At 55.9% G+C, this 15,722-nt stretch carries 18 protein-coding genes; 8 read left to right on the forward strand and 10 right to left on the reverse strand.

Annotated elements, in window-relative coordinates; genetic code table 11:
• Window positions 1-85: 85 nt before the first annotated feature.
• Together ACA075_RS11690 and ACA075_RS11695 are read right to left on the reverse strand one after the other, a co-directional pair.
• Entirely contained in the window at window positions 86-685 is a 600-nt protein-coding gene (locus ACA075_RS11690; protein ID WP_497298594.1) for a lecithin retinol acyltransferase family protein, read from the reverse strand.
• A 280-nt stretch (window positions 686-965) separates the two neighbouring features.
• Window positions 966-1,595, reverse strand: coding sequence for a LysE family translocator (locus ACA075_RS11695; RefSeq protein ID WP_497298595.1), 630 nt, complete (start codon window positions 1,593-1,595; stop codon window positions 966-968).
• A 406-nt stretch (window positions 1,596-2,001) separates the two neighbouring features.
• Between ACA075_RS11695 and ACA075_RS11700 the strand changes: the two genes are divergently transcribed.
• Window positions 2,002-2,208 (forward strand): hypothetical protein, encoded by a 207-nt coding sequence (locus ACA075_RS11700; RefSeq protein WP_219095988.1) that lies wholly within the window; start codon window positions 2,002-2,004, stop codon window positions 2,206-2,208.
• 42 nt (window positions 2,209-2,250) lie between these two features.
• Here ACA075_RS11700 and ACA075_RS11705 read toward each other — a convergent pair whose 3' ends face one another.
• Window positions 2,251-2,523 carry a hypothetical protein gene (locus ACA075_RS11705; protein ID WP_497298596.1) on the reverse strand — a complete coding sequence of 91 codons (273 nt, stop codon included), beginning with the start codon at window positions 2,521-2,523 and terminating at the stop codon, window positions 2,251-2,253.
• Window positions 2,524-2,721: 198 nt separating this feature from the next.
• Here ACA075_RS11705 and ACA075_RS11710 point away from each other — a divergent pair, with 198 nt between their 5' ends.
• Window positions 2,722-2,976 carry a hypothetical protein gene (locus ACA075_RS11710; protein WP_497298597.1) on the forward strand — a complete coding sequence of 85 codons (255 nt, stop codon included), beginning with the start codon at window positions 2,722-2,724 and terminating at the stop codon, window positions 2,974-2,976.
• Here the strand turns inward: ACA075_RS11710 and ACA075_RS11715 are convergent.
• Window positions 2,945-3,652: a metallophosphoesterase gene (locus ACA075_RS11715; protein WP_497298598.1), complete on the reverse strand. Its 708-nt coding sequence runs from the start codon at window positions 3,650-3,652 to the stop codon at window positions 2,945-2,947. The genes ACA075_RS11710 and ACA075_RS11715 overlap by 32 nt on opposite strands.
• Before the next feature lie 146 nt (window positions 3,653-3,798).
• Window positions 3,799-4,002 carry a hypothetical protein gene (locus ACA075_RS11720; protein ID WP_497298599.1) on the reverse strand — a complete coding sequence of 68 codons (204 nt, stop codon included), beginning with the start codon at window positions 4,000-4,002 and terminating at the stop codon, window positions 3,799-3,801.
• Window positions 4,003-4,282: 280 nt separating this feature from the next.
• Here ACA075_RS11720 and ACA075_RS11725 point away from each other — a divergent pair, with 280 nt between their 5' ends.
• The 3 genes from ACA075_RS11725 (at window position 4,283) to ACA075_RS11735 (ending at window position 8,476) form a co-directional block, all read left to right on the forward strand.
• Window positions 4,283-6,238: a hypothetical protein gene (locus ACA075_RS11725; RefSeq protein WP_497298600.1), complete on the forward strand. Its 1,956-nt coding sequence runs from the start codon at window positions 4,283-4,285 to the stop codon at window positions 6,236-6,238.
• A gap of 4 nt (window positions 6,239-6,242) precedes the next feature.
• Window positions 6,243-7,688 (forward strand): ComEC/Rec2 family competence protein, encoded by a 1,446-nt coding sequence (locus ACA075_RS11730; protein ID WP_497298601.1) that lies wholly within the window; start codon window positions 6,243-6,245, stop codon window positions 7,686-7,688.
• Window positions 7,689-7,966: 278 nt separating this feature from the next.
• Window positions 7,967-8,476 carry a hypothetical protein gene (locus tag ACA075_RS11735; RefSeq protein ID WP_497298602.1) on the forward strand — a complete coding sequence of 170 codons (510 nt, stop codon included), beginning with the start codon at window positions 7,967-7,969 and terminating at the stop codon, window positions 8,474-8,476.
• A gap of 90 nt (window positions 8,477-8,566) precedes the next feature.
• Here ACA075_RS11735 and ACA075_RS11740 read toward each other — a convergent pair whose 3' ends face one another.
• Window positions 8,567-9,214, reverse strand: a complete 648-nt coding sequence (locus ACA075_RS11740) for a helix-turn-helix domain-containing protein (RefSeq protein ID WP_257605284.1) — start codon at window positions 9,212-9,214, stop codon at window positions 8,567-8,569.
• 433 nt (window positions 9,215-9,647) lie between these two features.
• Here ACA075_RS11740 and ACA075_RS11745 point away from each other — a divergent pair, with 433 nt between their 5' ends.
• Together ACA075_RS11745 and ACA075_RS11750 are read left to right on the forward strand one after the other, a co-directional pair.
• Window positions 9,648-9,863, forward strand: a complete 216-nt coding sequence (locus ACA075_RS11745; protein WP_027921432.1) for a TOBE domain-containing protein — start codon at window positions 9,648-9,650, stop codon at window positions 9,861-9,863.
• Window positions 9,864-10,115: 252 nt separating this feature from the next.
• Window positions 10,116-11,135 carry an ABC transporter substrate-binding protein gene (locus ACA075_RS11750; RefSeq protein WP_497298603.1) on the forward strand — a complete coding sequence of 340 codons (1,020 nt, stop codon included), beginning with the start codon at window positions 10,116-10,118 and terminating at the stop codon, window positions 11,133-11,135.
• A 138-nt stretch (window positions 11,136-11,273) separates the two neighbouring features.
• Here the strand turns inward: ACA075_RS11750 and ACA075_RS11755 are convergent, their stop codons facing one another.
• Entirely contained in the window at window positions 11,274-11,942 is a 669-nt protein-coding gene (locus ACA075_RS11755) for a hypothetical protein (protein ID WP_497298605.1), read from the reverse strand.
• A gap of 628 nt (window positions 11,943-12,570) precedes the next feature.
• Between ACA075_RS11755 and ACA075_RS11760 the strand changes: the two genes are divergently transcribed.
• Entirely contained in the window at window positions 12,571-13,797 is a 1,227-nt protein-coding gene (locus ACA075_RS11760) for an RtcB family protein (RefSeq protein WP_497298607.1), read from the forward strand.
• Window positions 13,798-13,926: 129 nt separating this feature from the next.
• Here ACA075_RS11760 and ACA075_RS11765 read toward each other — a convergent pair whose 3' ends face one another.
• From ACA075_RS11765 to ACA075_RS11775, 3 genes are all read right to left on the reverse strand, one after another.
• Window positions 13,927-14,679 (reverse strand): bestrophin-like domain, encoded by a 753-nt coding sequence (locus ACA075_RS11765; RefSeq protein ID WP_497299239.1) that lies wholly within the window; start codon window positions 14,677-14,679, stop codon window positions 13,927-13,929.
• 42 nt (window positions 14,680-14,721) lie between these two features.
• A complete protein-coding gene (locus ACA075_RS11770) occupies window positions 14,722-15,150 on the reverse strand; it encodes a YajG family lipoprotein (protein WP_497298608.1) in 429 nt (142 codons plus the stop codon).
• Window positions 15,151-15,269: 119 nt separating this feature from the next.
• Window positions 15,270-15,683 carry a VOC family protein gene (locus ACA075_RS11775; protein ID WP_497298609.1) on the reverse strand — a complete coding sequence of 138 codons (414 nt, stop codon included), beginning with the start codon at window positions 15,681-15,683 and terminating at the stop codon, window positions 15,270-15,272.
• Window positions 15,684-15,722: the final 39 nt, after the last annotated feature.

Raw genomic sequence — 15,722 nt, forward strand, 5'->3', positions numbered from 1 at the left:
TGGTTCGTACCGACATACGACGTCGTACCCGTGTTCCTATGCGTGAAGACAGTTAACGTAAAGTTGGGGAAGCGTACGACAGAGACTAAGCAATCAAACCCGTCCTCGACGAGAAGATCATGCGCACCAGGCTGAAAGGGCGGTGGAGATACTCGGCAACTTGTGCGCTGTAGCTATTGCCGTTGATGCACCAATTGCAAAAGTGTTCGCAGTTGTTTGACAGGATTTTGTACTGTGATTCTCCGACTCTCGACAGGGCCCGTACAATGATCTCCTCGCTGGAAAAGGCGCATTGTTCCTCATGCACCCAAATGGAACTGCCGTTGCCGAAGCGATCCAGGTCAGTGATTTCGATCGGGCCAGCTTGCAGCGATGCGCTCAATCCAGAGTAATGAGCGACCTTGCCATCGCCAAGGTAGATACCGTGATGAGCATAGAACTTGCGCGGGCTTACAAGGTGCGATCCTGCGCTCAGGCGATCAGCGTCGCGGACTATGAAGGCTGCATGCGTTGAGTTTGCTTCCAATGATGTTGGCGCACTATTAGCGTTGCAGGCAGGGGATCCATTTTCAAAGAACGGGTCATTCAGGTTTGAGCCACATTCCATATTGACGACTGCCGAGTTCAAATAGATCGAACCCAGGGAGGAGACAATGCCAATTGTTTTCATCAGTAGCTTGTTCATGATGAAGTCCTCTGGAACCTTTGAAACTAGAGTATCTTTCCAGAGCGAAATAATCAGTCGTGCATAGGTGTGTAGGCGATAGTCACTTTATATGTGGGTCTCATACTTCAGTATTATTCGGGGCGCCGATCGAGTTCGATTCGAATCGATGATTCATAAGAGAGTCACTCGTAATCATGGTTGTGATTTCTGTGTAGCAGGCCACACCGCGGTGGCGTTGAACAAAACGAAGATGCCGGTACCGCGGAAGCCATATGAAAAGCGCTTTGATGATTAAGCTCTAGGCTTGTTGCACCAGTGCCAGTCGCACGGAAAACCCGATGAGCAGCGTACCGAATAGCCATTGTTGAATGCGTTGCGCCAGCACGCTTCGATTCAGCCATCGGCCTACCCAGGCGCTGGCGCTTGCAAAAATGCTGTCGAATACAAGCCCTGTAATCACGAGAACGATGCCTAACACCGCAAATTGCTCCCATACCGAAGAACGGCTGGGCTCGATGAATTGCGGTAGCAATATCGAGCTGAACAGTAGCGCTTTCGGATTGAGCAGGTTGGTCAAAAGACCGCGCCGAAAAGCCACCTTCATGGAAGACGATGCAACGGGTTTCTCAAGAACTGCTGGTGAGCTTAGCGCGCTACTTTTGAACATGTGTAACCCTATCCAGAGCAAATAAGCAGCGCCTGCATATTTAACGATATCAAACGTCCAAGGTAGTACTTTGAACATCGTCGCCAACCCCAACGCGGTCAATGTGACGTGGCAGGCTCGAGCGAGGGCAAGGCCGAGTGCCGTTGCCATTGCGGCAGTCCGGCCTTGTTTTGCTCCGGTTTGCAGTAGCAGGATCATGTCCGGACCGGGCATTAAAAAGATCATAGAGAGGGCTAAGAGATACAGCGCTTTATCTTCCATTCTGGAGCAGCTCAGTGACAGATGAGGGAGATAAATTCTAGGTCCAAGGGGGAGGGCAGGTGGTTGCGTATTCAACTCAATACTGGCGTTGTTTTGGCAGTTTATGTCGATAGAGCTTTATAGACGGTTTATGTATGCCAAATTATCGCTTAAGAACCTTAGCAACCTGTATTTTCCAGGTGCTGGAGCCTGGCGCTACGGTAAGTGCTTCGTCACTGCTCCAGTCTCGGGAGCCTTCGAGGGCTATGGCAATCAACCGGCGTATGATCGCGATAAGCTGCACCAGAGCGCAAAGAATGCCGTGGTTAGCGTCACAAGCTCAGCGGATCAGACCAACGTGTTCTAGTGGCCGAAACGCTTGAGCTAGCAACTGAAGACAAACACCGCCGGGCACAAGGGTTACTCAATGCTGAAGAAACAGCCGGAAAGCAAAGCAGCGACTGCTGCTGAAATCGAGCGCTCAATCCAGGCCCTGAACAAAATGGCAGAACGCCTTTGGGGGGAAGGTCGGGAAGTTGAGGCGAAAGCCCTCCTCGATGCCCTGGATTCGCTAAACCGGGCACTGGACCGAATCAGGATTGGCGAAAGTCGCAGGGTTGTGACGCTCCATTAATACGGACTATGGGCTCACCGCTCACCGCTCACCGCTCACCGCTCACTGCTTCGGCTTAGTTTCTTCATTGCCCGAGCCACTCGAGCTAGCAGCATCTTTTTCCATCTCCGCCGACTCCGCACCGGAATTAGACCCCGCAGCCTCCTCACCCTTTTTGTCAGCCTTTTCCTTGTTGGACTCGCCCCCCTGGTTAAGCCCGGGAAGAGCACTCGGTGGGATAGTAGCGTCTTCCGTGGTCTTCTCGGCCGCAAGCGAGTAGAGCGAGCAGATCGGCAGAAGCCCCGCGAGCATGAGAGCGGCAATTTTGCTGTTCATCGTTTGCACCTGCTGTGCGAGTGGATGTATGCATTGGAAGTGCGCGGAGGGTGAACGTGCTGATTTCAGGACGAGCGGTAGGTATGAGAAAGCTCGATGGGACTCCCAAAGTGAGCAAATACGCCTTCGACTTTTTACATGCAGGACTTTTGCGGAAAATCATACAATGACGCCGAACCAAGGAAGGAGAAGGATGGAATGAGTTGGTACTCAAGTTTCAATGCGTGGACAGCGAAAGTCTCCAATCGGATATCGAGGCGACATCGCCTGATCGCTGCTTTTGTTGTCATGCTTGGTTGGGGGGCATCCATCATTTTTCGTTGGCCTGTCGAGCCTGTTTTCTTCTTTGTCTTTGCCATGCAACTGGCGTTCTCAGCGCTTTTCGTAAAGAACGAGACACCTCAACTGAAAAAGAAAACCATCAAAGCGCGGTCTCAAGCGTTTCGAGATTGAGAAGGGTGAAGTGACCCACATCCGGCTTCCAGCCAGCCGTGTCGATATGAATCACATTGCCAAGCCTGACGGGCTGACGAACGGGTGTATGCCCAACGACCAGCGCGCGCAATCCCTCAACGCCCTGCATCTCCCGCTGTTCGAGTCGGCTTCGTGACCACATGCAGCGGTTATGCACCTGCATCAGGTGCTGGCTGCCGACTGGCGATTCCAGTTCCCCAAGCAGTTGCCTCCATGATGGAAACGGACAATCGGCATGCACGATGCCGATCAGGCCTTGTGTTGTTTCGACTTCGATTGCGATAGGCAACCCGGAGAACTTCTCGGCGAACTCTTTCTGTTCGGACAGCGACAATTGCGTGAACCATAAGCCGCCGTTGAAGATCCAGCTATCGACGTCGCAGGTGTCGAAGTGAACCACGTAGTCATCATGATTACCGCACACTGGGTAGAACCATGGCTTGTCCAGCCAGTCGAGCGCGTCACGGCATTCGGGCCCGCGGTCAATCAGATCGCCAACGCTGAACAGGCGATCGACCGAGGGGTTGAACCTGGCTGCATCCAGCGCAGCCAGCAGCCGAGTGAAGTGGCCATGTATGTCGCCGACAGCGAAATCTCGGCCAACCGTGTTTGCGGCGAAGCGCTTCACCCGCGTCACCTCTGAGATTTCGAACATGACAGTGCCTCATCCGCCAATCGCCGGCGAGCTCGTGTCAGTTGAGTTTAGGTTGCGTCGGCGAAAATCGTGGGCAAGGGCTTCGGATAGATCGCAAAAGAAAAACCCGGGCTATTGAACCGGGTTTTTTTTCGTCAGGGCCTACATTAGTAACCAGCCGCCTGAGCGAGGTGGGTGTCCTGCGCCACGGCGATGAAGTGCAGCGGGACGTGCGGTTGTTCATCACTGGTGCGAATTTCAACGCTACCGACGATTTGAAGATGTCGCTCATTCAGCCCGGTCGACTCTTCTGCCTTTGCCATAGCCATTTTTCTCGCGTGGTTCGCTGCGATTTCATTGAGAGTTGACACGTTACATCTCCGGGGGGACTGACCAAGCGTTAATTAGATGGCGCCGCGTCAGAATTACGTCGTTCTGGGGCTGCCAAGACCGGCTTGTGCAATCCCTAAGCCAGACAGGGCCGCCGATTACGCGCCGGGTTTTGATATACGACGAATGGTTGTCGCGGACAAAAAAACCTCAACTTGACCCGGCGCCTCCCACCAACTAGACCTTATGCCACCAGGGCGGCCCATGGATTGGGGTCGAGTTATCGCTCTAACGCCAGTTCGTCAGACAAGGAGATCCGCAATGGATAAGTCCGACTACCCACCACCGCCTATGCGCAAACTGCGGGTCTATGCATTCGACCCGCAAGCCTCGACTCAAATGGAAACGGTAGGGGTCAACCACGCGACCATCGAATTACCTTGGGAACAACGCTGGGAAGCCGATCTGTTGCCGGGGCCGGTGAACGAGTATCTGGAAGTCATCGACGTTGATCCAACCAGTGGCCAGTTCTACAAACCGGTGGATTTGAACAACCCGTATTTGTTGGCTCAGGACGGTGTCGCGCCTTCCGAGGGTGACCCGCGTTTCCATCAGCAGATGGTCTTCGCCGTTGCGATGAAAACCATCAAAGTGTTCGAGCGGGCGCTGGGCCGCAAGGTGTTCTGGTCACCCCGCGTTGTCGAAGATGAGCGCAACAGACCGACCCACGTCTATGTACGCAGGTTACGTATTTATCCCCACGCACTGCGCGAGGCCAACGCCTATTACAGTCCGGCGAAAAAGGCGTTGTTGTTCGGTTACTTCAAGGCTTCGCTGAGTGACGCCGGGGTGAACTTGCCGGGCGGCTGGATATTCACGGCGCTGTCCCACGATATTGTTGCCCATGAAACAACCCACGCCATTCTGGATGGATTGCATCGTCGTTACGTCGAGTCGACCAGCGTCGACAGTTTGGCGTTTCATGAAGCCTTTGCCGATATTGTCGCGCTATTGATGCATTTCACCTTGCCCGAAGTGGTCTCCAGTCAGTTGGCGGCGCGCCGGGGCAACTTGAGTGAGCGGTCCTGGTTGAGTGGTCTGGCTCGCCAGTTCGGTGAGGCTTCGGGTCGTTATTCGGCATTGCGCGAAGCCATCGACGAGAAAGGCCAGGACGGTTTGCCGGACCCGACACGACTTTCGCGTTTGAGCGAACCTCATGAGCGCGGCGCGATATTGGTCGCCGCTGTTTTCGACGCTTTTATCACCATTTACGAACAACGCACGACCGATCTTTTCCGGCTGGCAGGGCATGACAAGGCGTCGACGGCAAACCTGTCGACAGAACTGATCGCACGCCTGACCCGCGAAGCCGTGAAGTCTGCCGATCATGTGCTGCGCATGTGCATTCGGGCACTGGACTATTTGCCGCCGGTGGATGTGCACTTTGGTGAGTTTTTGCGGGCGATCGTCACGGCCGATAACGACCTTGTGCCGGATGACCCCATGCACTATCGCCTGGCAGTGATCCAGGCCTTTCGCCGGCGCGGCATTTTTCCGGACAAGTGCCTGTCGCTGGCGCCGGACAGCTTGCTTTGGGAATCGCTGAAGAGGTATCAAACAGACGAGCTTCAACTGACAGCCGACGACCTTCTCGACTTCGAAGCGTCCCCGAAACCGTCACGCAACTGGTTGGGGGGATCGCTCGATCTCACGCCACAGTACCTGCGGGGCAAGGCATATCTGCAGTCAGAGCACAATCGACAGGTTGTATGGAACTGGCTGATGGCAGAGTCAGCGCACGACGCAGAATGGGAGAAGGCATTAGGGATTTACTTCGCGGCCCAACCGGACGCAACAAGAATGCAAGGTGCATTGTTCATGGGAGGGGATGGTGTTCAACCCGCCGTGGAAGTGCACTCGGTCCGAACGTGTCGCAGGGCAGGGCCGGACGGGCAGGATCTTCGGCAACTGGTGGTCGAGATTACTCAGCGTCGTCGCGGCTATTTCGATGTCGAGCAACAACGCCAGGAAGATCTGCAAGCGCCCCGGGAGAAAGGTCATAGCCCGTATGACTTCACTTTTCGGGGTGGCGCGACACTGATCATAGACCTGCGTGATGGCAGCCTGCGCTACGTCATACGTAAGCGCATCAATGACGATGAGCGACTGGACGACCAGCGACGCTTCCTTCAAACCGGCAATGACGGCCTTGCCCTGACGTATCGACAGCCGAGCCCGGACGATAATCCCTTTGCCATGACCCACCGTGGAGTGTGACGCCATGACCCAGGCTGATTTGCAAGGCAAGGTAGCGATTCGCATGTACCGCGGAATTCTCGGCGACTGCTTTCTGCTTCGTTATTCGGAAGCCGAGACATCTCGCCATATTTTGATCGACTGCGGCGTGCTTCAAGGGGCGAAGGACGGCAAGCTGAAAATGGCACGCATCGTCGACGACATTCACAAGACCACCGGCGGTTCGCTGGACCTGGTAGTGGTGACCCACGAACATCATGATCACCTGTCCGGGTTCCTCTATGAGCAAGCGCGTTTTTTGGGTGATGACTTCCGCATCGGTGAACTCTGGCTGGCCTGGACCGAGAACCTGAATGATGCCCAGGCAGTTGCGCTGCATGCCCGCTTCAAAAAGGCGAAAGTGGCGTTGGCCAGTGTCGTGGGCCTGAGTGGGAGCGGTACGGCACTGCACGAGGATGCGCGAATCAAGACGGTGCATGGCCTGTCGGCGTTCATCGAGCCGCTTGCCGCTGCGGCCGATAAGGACAAGCGCACGACCCTCGAAAAGCTCAAGGCCAAGGCCGGATCGAAAGCGACCCGCTATCTGGACCCCGGAGATGTTGTGCGACCTGCCGCCCTCGAAACGCTAAAGGCGTATGTCATGGGGCCGCCGCGCTCCGAAGCGCGTTTGCGCAAGGACTTGCCGAGCAGGGGGGCGGGTAAAGAGGTCTACATGACCAGCCTGGACGAAGCCATGGCCTTGGAGGAGCGGACTCAACGGCTCAACGGCGTGGTTCCACCCGCTGCCGATATCCCGTTTGCCCCGCCTTATCAGCGTGTGTGCGCAAAGGCGCAGAGCGATTCCGAGACCCATATCGGGGAGGGTGAAGATTCGGCCAGCATCGAACAACGCTATTTCAGCGCCGACAACCAATGGCGTTGCATCGAAGACGAATGGCTGGATGGGGCGGAGACCCTGGCCTTGAAGATGGATTCGGACACTAACAACACGAGTCTGGTGCTGGCGTTCGAACTGCCGGACGGACAGATCCTGCTCTTCCCCGGCGATGCCCAAGTGGGTAACTGGCTGTCCTGGGGCGATCAGACCTATCCCAAAGAGGCGGTGACAGGCGAGCCTGCGCCGCTGACGCGCGATGACATCCTCGCCCGCGTCACGCTCTACAAAGTCGGTCATCACTGCAGCCACAACGCCACCGCTCGTGCGGCAGGGCTGGAGAAAATGCACGATCCCCGATTGGTGGCGATGATCCCGGTGGACGCTGATATTGCGAAAGGCAAAGACTGGAAAATGCCCTATCCGGATCTGCTGAGTGCCTTGCAACAGAGGACGAAACAGCGGGTTGTTTCAGGTGATGGTCAACCGGCCGTCGAACTCAAGGCCTTCAGTGATTCACCGACGGATCCGAGTCACCCGGTCGGCCTGAGTTATGCGCCAGATAACCTCTGGGTGGAGTTATCGATCCCTTATTGAAAATGACCCGGCGCTGTTTAGAACGATTATTTCTTTCGGTTATTTATATAGGCTTCGAGCGCATATCCATAACCGGACAAAACGCGCTATGACTCTCAAGGTATCTGTCATCAAAGCTGAAAGCTCGTTGTGGCAGATGCCGGCGTTCTGTTCGCCCCGTTAAGGTTGCTCCAGCGTTGTTTCCAGCTGTTTGATCGTCATCTTGTTGTGCGTTGGCCATTGCTTAGAATCCGCTCCATCAGCTTTGTCCAACTATCAATCCTTCAGGGAGCCACACCATGATGAACGCCATGCAGATGCAAATGCCGATGAACGCCAACATGCCGATGATGCCGATGATGGGCATGCCGATGATGATGGCGACCATGAGCTGCGAGATGATGGACGACGGCATGATGTGCAAGATGATGCCGGCCGCGGGCATGGACATGGCGATGTTCAAGAACAGCGTTGAAATGATGCAGATGATGATGAACTGCGGCATGCCGATGATGATGCATTGCGGCAACATGAGCATGATGTGCATGTCTCAGTCGGCCATGGCCATGCCGATGATGAACATGATGATGCCGATGCCAATGATGGGCATGCCGATGCCATCGATGAAGTGCGTGATGGAATGCACCCTGATGGCTGACTGCATGATGTGCAAAATCATGCCGATGGCCGGCATGAACATGGACATGATGAAAAACTGCTGCGCTCTGATGATGAAGATGATGAACGACTGCAGCATGCCGATGATGATGAGCTGCAATGGCATGCCGCTGATGTGCTGCACCTGCTGATCCATCGCCATTGAAAAAGCCCGGCTAATGCGAATTAGCCGGGCTTTTTCATGTGCTTTTGCTTTTCGTAGGAGCCAGGCTCGGTGTTTGTCAGTCCAGGCGTTCCGGGTAAGTCACCACCAGGTACGCCACCGCTTCACTGTCGGCAGGGTTGCGATAGCGGTGGGGCTGGTCGGCATAAAACAGAATCGAATCACCGGTGGAGAGCAGGTAACGCTCGTCGTTGACGCTGATTTCCAGCACACCTTGAGACACCACCAGGTTTTCCTGAACGCCAGGGCCATGCCCCTCGGAGACGTCCTCACCCAAAGGGCTCAGGCGCAGTTCGTAAAACTCCGATTGGCGCGCCACGTCGAACGGGAACAACGCGCGGCTGACAAACGCGCCGCTGGCACTGACCAGGCGTTTGCTCTGGCTGGCCGACAGCACTGCCACCCCTTCGAAAGCCCGATGCTCAAGAAACGCGGCCACCGAAACCTTCAGGCCCTTGGCGATTTTGCACAGCACCTTGATCGAGGGCACGCTGCGTCCTGATTCGATCTGAGCGAGCATGGCCCGGCTCACGCCGCATTGCCGGGCCAGGGCGTCGAGGGACAGATGACGCTTGCTCCGCAGACGTTGCAGGTTCTGCGCGACCCGCTCGCAGATGGGGTCTTCCTCCAGATGCTCAAGGTTATTCAGATCCAGTACAGGTTCGTCCGCGCTCGCCAGAAAGCGCGAGGGTTCGTTCGCATTCAGCCTGACGTGTCTCGGTCGATTGGCATGCCTGAACCCATTGGAAAGCCTGAAGACCGGCATTGCGTGCGTACATCTCCCACATGGCCCGAGCCCGTTGCTGAGCCTGTTTGCGTTTACGGTAGCTGGCGAAGTCGATGAGGTTGTCAGTCGGATTCATGGGGCACTTCACTGTGGTGATGAATGACGGGATGACCTGAGAGTACGCGGGTATTCATATAGCTATAAATACTTATTTTGTATTTATTAATTCTTTTTGGTTCTTATTGCGGTGGCGTGTTGACCTGATCCTACAGCCATCTGGATGCAGATCTTCATATTCCATATCGGTATAAATAGATAATTATATATTCCTTTTGTTGTAGGTGTGGCTGGTGCACCTTGAAGGCCTGCGCATCCATGCGGATGTGTCCGACACCAGACAGGAAGCCTCAACATGACCATCAAAGCGATCAACGTCCGCAATCAATTCAAAGGTGTAATCAAGGAAATCGTGCAGGGCGAAGTGGTTTCCGAAATCGACGTGCAAACCGCCTCCGGCATTGTCACCTCGGTGATTACCACCCGTTCAGTGCGCGACCTTGAATTGAAAGTGGGCAGCGAGGTGATTGCCTTCGTCAAATCCACCGAGGTGTCCATCGCCAAGCTCTGAAAAGCTGGTTCGACATTCAACATCTGCGGCCTCGGCTAATACCGGTAAGTCACGAGCGACGAAAAACCTGTGGGAGCGTGGCTTGCCCGCGAAGAATGCACCGCGGTTTTTCAGGTATTACGCGTCATCGTTCTTCGCGGGCAAACCACGCTCCCACAGGATCTGCGTCTTGAGTTATTAGCGGCCTCGGCCGTTTTTTTTTTGTCGGCGGCCCGGTGCTGCCATGGTTCTTCCCATCACGTTGAGGTTTTCATGGCGACTCCCTTCAAGCGCTCCGCATTGACCCTGTTGGCCGCCTCTGTGGCGGCGGTGAGTGCGTTACTCAGCCCCGGCGTTCAGGCCGAAGGCAACATCAGCATTGCCCAGCAATTTGGTATCGGTTACCTGATCCTCGATGTGGTGCGCGATCAGCAACTCATCGAGAAACATGGCAAGGAGCAGGGGCTCGACATCAAGGTCGACTGGAACAGCATCTCCGGTGCCACGGCGATGAACGAGGCGCTGCTGGCCGGCGCGCTGGATGTGGTGTCGGCCGGCGTGCCGCCGATGCTGACCATCTGGGACCGGACCAAGGGCAAGCAGAACGTCAAGGCCATCGCATCGCTCGGGTCGATGCCCAATTACCTGCTGACCAATAATCCAAACGTGAAGAGCCTCAAAGACTTCACTGAAAAAGATCGCATCGCGGTGCCGGCGGCGGGGGTAGGTTTCCAGTCACGCACGTTGCAGATCGAGACGGCCAAGCAGTTCGGCGCTGAACACTACAAAAAGTTTGACGACATCTCGATCAGCCTCGCCCACCCGGACGCGACGTCAGCGCTGATTGCCGGCGGCTCGGAGATCAACTCACATTTTTCCAGCCCGCCGTTCCAGTACCAGGAACTGCAGAACCCCAACGTGCACAAGGTGCTGAGTTCCTACGACGTACTGGGTGGTCAGGCCACGTTTAACGTGTTGTACACCACCGAAAAATTCCACGACGAAAACCCGAAAACCTACAAGGCGTTCTACGCGGCGTTGGCTGAGGCCGAGCAAATCATCAAGGCCGATAAGCCGGCCGCCGCCCAGACCTATATCCGCGTGGAGCAATCGAAATTGCCCCTCCCACTGGTTGAGAAAATCGTCGCTGACCCTGAAATCGACTTCACCGTCGTGCCGCAGCGCACCTTTATCTATGCCGAAAAACTCCAGGAACTGGGCGTGCTGAAAAACAAGGCCGCCAGCTGGAAGGATTACTTCTTTGAAGAAGCGCACGGCAGTGCGGGTAGCTGATTCTGGGGGCTTCACGCGTAGAACCCTGTCGATCTTGTGCCCCGTCATCGCCCCCCATTGGCCGCGTGATGCCTGCTGACGATGATCTGGCGACAAGGAAACAGCAATACAGAACGTTCCCCTGGTGTTGAATTCCCTCTAAACCCTGTGCCATTGAGCAACGATTACCGAACCCGGCAGTTTCACTTCCAAAGTGCCGGCGAACTGATCGTCGATAGCTTTGAGCAGGCCTTGGGCAGGTGTACGACCCAAGCTGATGGGCTTTAGACCGGAGCTTGCAACCATCAGCGCCTTGAGGTCTTTCAACGGGCCTTTAACCGCTTTGGCACTCGACAGATCCTTGATGTGCAGCAAGTCCGGGGAGGCGAAAAACTCCGCATTGTCCAGACCTGCCGCCGTCATTTGTTCCGGGTTTTCCGGATCAATTTCCGCGTAATGCGTTGCCCCTGCGAGAAACTTTCGGTTCGCTACCTCGCCGTCGATTGCCAAGAGAAAGAAGGTAAACGCTGTATTACCCAGGCGCACCCAATCATCCTGGTTGGTGTTGCTGCCCTGGGTTCTTTGCAATGTTTTGATGTTGCGGTACACCAGTTCAAAGTTCGAAGAAACAGTGTTGAACGGTGGGGGGCCGTCTTTTGACGTGGTGTAGTGGCGGAGGGTGAACTTCTTGTCCGCCACTTTCAAAAGCTCGGCGTCGGTTGCCTTCTTGTCACCAAACTTCAGGTTGTCATCCGTCACCGATTGCATGATTTCGAACGGCTGAATTCGGTCCTGTGGGTGATAGTTCGCCTGGTGTCGTTCATACATTTCCAGCGCCGAAGCCGGTTTTTGCGAAGGTGCTTCACTGGCTCGAGGAGTCGTGCAGGGGCCTTGGTGATAGGTCCCACACTCGGAACAGGTCCTGGGGACTGAAAACGGCACAGGTTTTGGGGTAATAACGGGCGCTGCGCGAGGGGACGGGACTAATGTGCTTGATGAATACGCCTGGGCGCTTTCGATCGGGGGAAAAATCTTACTGCTCCTGCGTATTTGTCCCGCGGGCGGCGTGTTGGGACTTGCTGGAGACGGGACGTTGGGCATGGGGCTTTTGCCTGCGTTCGATCCGGAGTTTTTCAGCACAGTAGTCACTCTCTTGAAGTAGTCGGAGATTAATAACGGCTTGAGGTGATCCCCGCGTTTATAACCGAGCCCAGTATGAAAACTGCCCGAAAATTGTTAGATGAAATTTCCTACATGGAGAAATCTTTGGTGTGTTGCTTGGCCTTCAGATACTTGGGTGGGGCTCTTCGGGCGTAAGATAGCGGTGCTTCTTTCATCAAAAGGAGCCCAGGCAGAACCTGTTGATCAAGCGGGCCGAAGCGCTCGCTGACAAGCTGATGGAAACCAGGAAATAACCGAGGAATTCGAGGGGCCCAAGCGCCACTTGTTCGAAAACATGCAAGCACCTACCTACCAACTACTGGAAGTCGCCCACGGCAAACCGATCAAGCTCTGGACCGAAGGCGTCCCGGTAGAAAACGAAGCCAGGCAGCAATTGATCAACACCGCGAAGATGCCGTTCATCTTCAAACACCTGGCGGTGATGCCTGACGTGCATTTGGGCAAGGGCTCTACCATCGGCAGTGTGATTCCGACGGTGGGTGCGATCATTCCCGCCGCTGTCGGCGTGGACATTGGCTGCGGCATGATCGCCGCGCGCACGTCGCTGACCGCCACTGACTTGCCGGATCACCTGCATGGATTGCGCTGCGCAATCGAAAAAGCGGTGCCACATGGCCGCACCGTTGGTCGTGGCATGCGGGACAAAGGCGCCTGGGACAGCGTCCCCAAGCAGGCCGATCAGGCCTGGGCGGCGCTGAACCCACGGTTCAAGGCGATCACCGATAAATACCCGAAACTCGCCAACACCAACAATCGCGGACATTTGGGCACGCTGGGCAGCGGTAACCACTTCATCGAGGTGTGCCTGGATGAAACCAACCGGGTCTGGTTCATGCTGCACAGCGGTTCACGCGGGGTCGGCAACGCCATCGGTAACTTGTTCATTCAACTGGCTCAGGCCGACATGCGTCAACACCTCGCCAACCTGCCGGACCGTGACCTGGCCTACTTCGAGGAAGGCAGCCGGCATTTTGATGATTACGTCGAAGCCGTCGGCTGGGCTCAGGATTTCGCCAGACAGAACCGTGCGTTGATGATGCACGCGGTGATTCAGGCCACACGCAAAGTGATCAGCAAGCCGTTCGAAGTCGCTTTGGAAGCGGTGAACTGTCACCACAACTACGTGCAGAAAGAGCGGCACTTTGGTCAGGATATTCTGGTCACCCGCAAGGGCGCGGTGTCGGCGCAGAAGGGCGAGTTGGGGATCATTCCGGGATCGATGGGGGCGAAAAGTTTCATCGTCCGCGGGCTCGGCAACGAGCAATCGTTCTGCTCCTGCAGCCACGGCGCCGGTCGCGTCATGAGCCGTACCCAAGCGAAAAGCCTGTTCACCGTCGAAGATCAGGTCCGCGCCACTGCCCATGTCGAGTGCCGCAAGGATGCGGCGGTCATTGATGAGATCCCGATGGCCTATAAAGACATCGACCACGTCATGCACGCCCAGCGCGAACTGGTGGAGGTGGTGCACACCTTGCGGCAGGTGGTTTGCGTGAAGGGTTAGGCATTACGCGTAAGAATGAAGATGAAACAGCCAGCGATTGAACTGAACGTCAGGTGACCATCGAAGGCAAAGCGCAAGGCTGTGGGCCGAGATTCGAGTGTGAAGGTTCTCTTCCAGCGCCGCACCTGCTTATTGTCCGAGTCGATTCAGCGTATGCCACATCGGATCAAGCGACACACTGATAAACCCGTCCAATGGTCGATTCAGCTCTTCAACCAGCAGAATCGTCGCAGCGGTCGACAGCGCACATAACAGCAACACCACCACAATCGTGCCATTGCGCGGTGAGAACAATCCGAATGATCCGAAGATTATCGCCAGCCATGACGTCAGAATAACCAGCATGACAGGCGGGATCGATTGATTGGACTGAAGCAGGGTCAGCCAGCGTGCTGCGAACACAGTATTCATGATCTGCAAGGCGGACGCCTTGAGTGTACGCTGGCTGTCGGTCGTGGGAGAGAGTGCTTCCACTTGGCGTTGCAGCGCCTCAGAGCGGGCTATCGCTTCGGGGGCGTCGAGTTTTTCCAATTGAGTTCGGTTGCGCGAGGCAAGCATTTGCACGACTTCAGCGTAATTGTGCTTAAGACGAGTGCGGATCTCTTGGGTGTCCGGTCCATAGCGGGCCAGCACCCGATCAAACTGAACGACTTCGGCCGCAGCGCCCTCCAGTTCGGCGTTGGCCGTGTCGAAAGTACTTTTGGCGGACGAGACGAGCAGACCCAGAACGAGCGCCGACATGGTTGCGATCAGGCCGGTGGCGAGCTTTACGACGGCGACGGAGTCATCGCTCAGGTGTTGACTGGGTAATCGCTCCCGCACGTAAGAGCCGAGCAAGGCGGTGCCGAACAGGCAAGCGAACACGATCAGGGCAACGACCACGTCATTCAAGTTCAGTCTCCATTGTCATCTGGGAGGTAGGTATTACTTGTATTTGATGACAATTCCTTTGAGTTTGCGGCCCTCGATGGTTTGTACATCGCGAGCCCACAGCGGCCCGTTGACATAGGCACCCACCGCTTGGATGTGGTCATACACCACCACCACGGCGTCGCCGCCGAGCTTGGCGGCTTCTTCCCGGAGTTTTTGTTCCACGTCGGTAATAGGTGGGGCCGGATCGACACTCGCATCGATCAGCACTTCACCCAATCGGATGTGCGGACGCAGCGGTTCGGTGCGTAGCACGACGACTTCGCTTGCCAGCGTCGGCGCAGGATGCTCGACGCCCACATACGCGGTGGTCTGCGCATCAACAGTAGCGCAACCACTCAGCGCGAGCAGGCTGGCGGCGAGCCCTCCAGCCAGCAGCGACAGTTTGAAACGGGTGGACCAGGACGCGTCATGAGCAGGCATGGTGGATTTCCTCCGGCAGGACCGTTGCTAAGCGGGGTCGCTTGTTGACGGTAGCAGACGGTCCGGGAGTTTCCACAAAGCCCAACCCTTTCAAGTCGGCCTTTTTTACACCTGAAAGGTCACTGATCCTTTTCGCAGTTCACCATCCACGACACACCGAACCGGTCCACCAGCATCCCGAAGCGTGCCGCCCAGAAAGTCTTTTCCAGTGGCATTTGCACGTTGCCGTCTTCTGATAACGCACCGAACACACGCTCCGCTTCGGCAATGCTGTCGACGTTCAGCGAGACCGAACAACCGCTCATGTCGTCCGTGGGGCGATCCGGTGTGGTGTCCGAACCCATGATCGCCTGATCGCCCACCGACAAGCGGGTGTGAATAATCAGGTTATGCAGGTCCGCCGGAAAGTGCTCGCGCGCCGGGCTTTCGCCGAAGGTCATCATCATTTCGATCTGGCCTTGCAGGGCTTGCTCATAGAAAGTGAAGGCGGCTTTGCAGTCGCCGTTGAAGATGAGGTAGGGATTGATTTTCATTTTTTGCTCCCGGTAACCAGTGGGACTGGAGACCCACAT

The sequence above is a fragment of the Pseudomonas sp. LBUM1663 genome, assembly GCF_059695905.1.

Excerpts from the sequence above, each read along its gene's own strand:
- ACA075_RS11735 (WP_497298602.1), top strand. The coding sequence starts at position 7,967 with ATGATGAACGCCATGCAGATGCAAATGCCGATGAACGCCAACATGCCG.
- ACA075_RS11770 (WP_497298608.1), bottom strand. The coding sequence starts at position 15,150 with ATGCCTGCTCATGACGCGTCCTGGTCCACCCGTTTCAAACTGTCGCTG.
- ACA075_RS11730 (WP_497298601.1), top strand. The coding sequence starts at position 6,243 with ATGACCCAGGCTGATTTGCAAGGCAAGGTAGCGATTCGCATGTACCGC.
- ACA075_RS11725 (WP_497298600.1), top strand. The coding sequence starts at position 4,283 with ATGGATAAGTCCGACTACCCACCACCGCCTATGCGCAAACTGCGGGTC.
- ACA075_RS11750 (WP_497298603.1), top strand. The coding sequence starts at position 10,116 with ATGGCGACTCCCTTCAAGCGCTCCGCATTGACCCTGTTGGCCGCCTCT.
- ACA075_RS11775 (WP_497298609.1), bottom strand. The coding sequence starts at position 15,683 with ATGAAAATCAATCCCTACCTCATCTTCAACGGCGACTGCAAAGCCGCC.
- ACA075_RS11760 (WP_497298607.1), top strand. The coding sequence starts at position 12,571 with ATGCAAGCACCTACCTACCAACTACTGGAAGTCGCCCACGGCAAACCG.
- ACA075_RS11710 (WP_497298597.1), top strand. The coding sequence starts at position 2,722 with ATGAGTTGGTACTCAAGTTTCAATGCGTGGACAGCGAAAGTCTCCAAT.
- ACA075_RS11715 (WP_497298598.1), bottom strand. The coding sequence starts at position 3,652 with ATGTTCGAAATCTCAGAGGTGACGCGGGTGAAGCGCTTCGCCGCAAAC.
- ACA075_RS11745 (WP_027921432.1), top strand. The coding sequence starts at position 9,648 with ATGACCATCAAAGCGATCAACGTCCGCAATCAATTCAAAGGTGTAATC.
- ACA075_RS11700 (WP_219095988.1), top strand. The coding sequence starts at position 2,002 with ATGCTGAAGAAACAGCCGGAAAGCAAAGCAGCGACTGCTGCTGAAATC.
- ACA075_RS11705 (WP_497298596.1), bottom strand. The coding sequence starts at position 2,523 with ATGAACAGCAAAATTGCCGCTCTCATGCTCGCGGGGCTTCTGCCGATC.
- ACA075_RS11755 (WP_497298605.1), bottom strand. The coding sequence starts at position 11,942 with ATGTATGAACGACACCAGGCGAACTATCACCCACAGGACCGAATTCAG.
- ACA075_RS11690 (WP_497298594.1), bottom strand. The coding sequence starts at position 685 with ATGAACAAGCTACTGATGAAAACAATTGGCATTGTCTCCTCCCTGGGT.
- ACA075_RS11695 (WP_497298595.1), bottom strand. The coding sequence starts at position 1,595 with ATGGAAGATAAAGCGCTGTATCTCTTAGCCCTCTCTATGATCTTTTTA.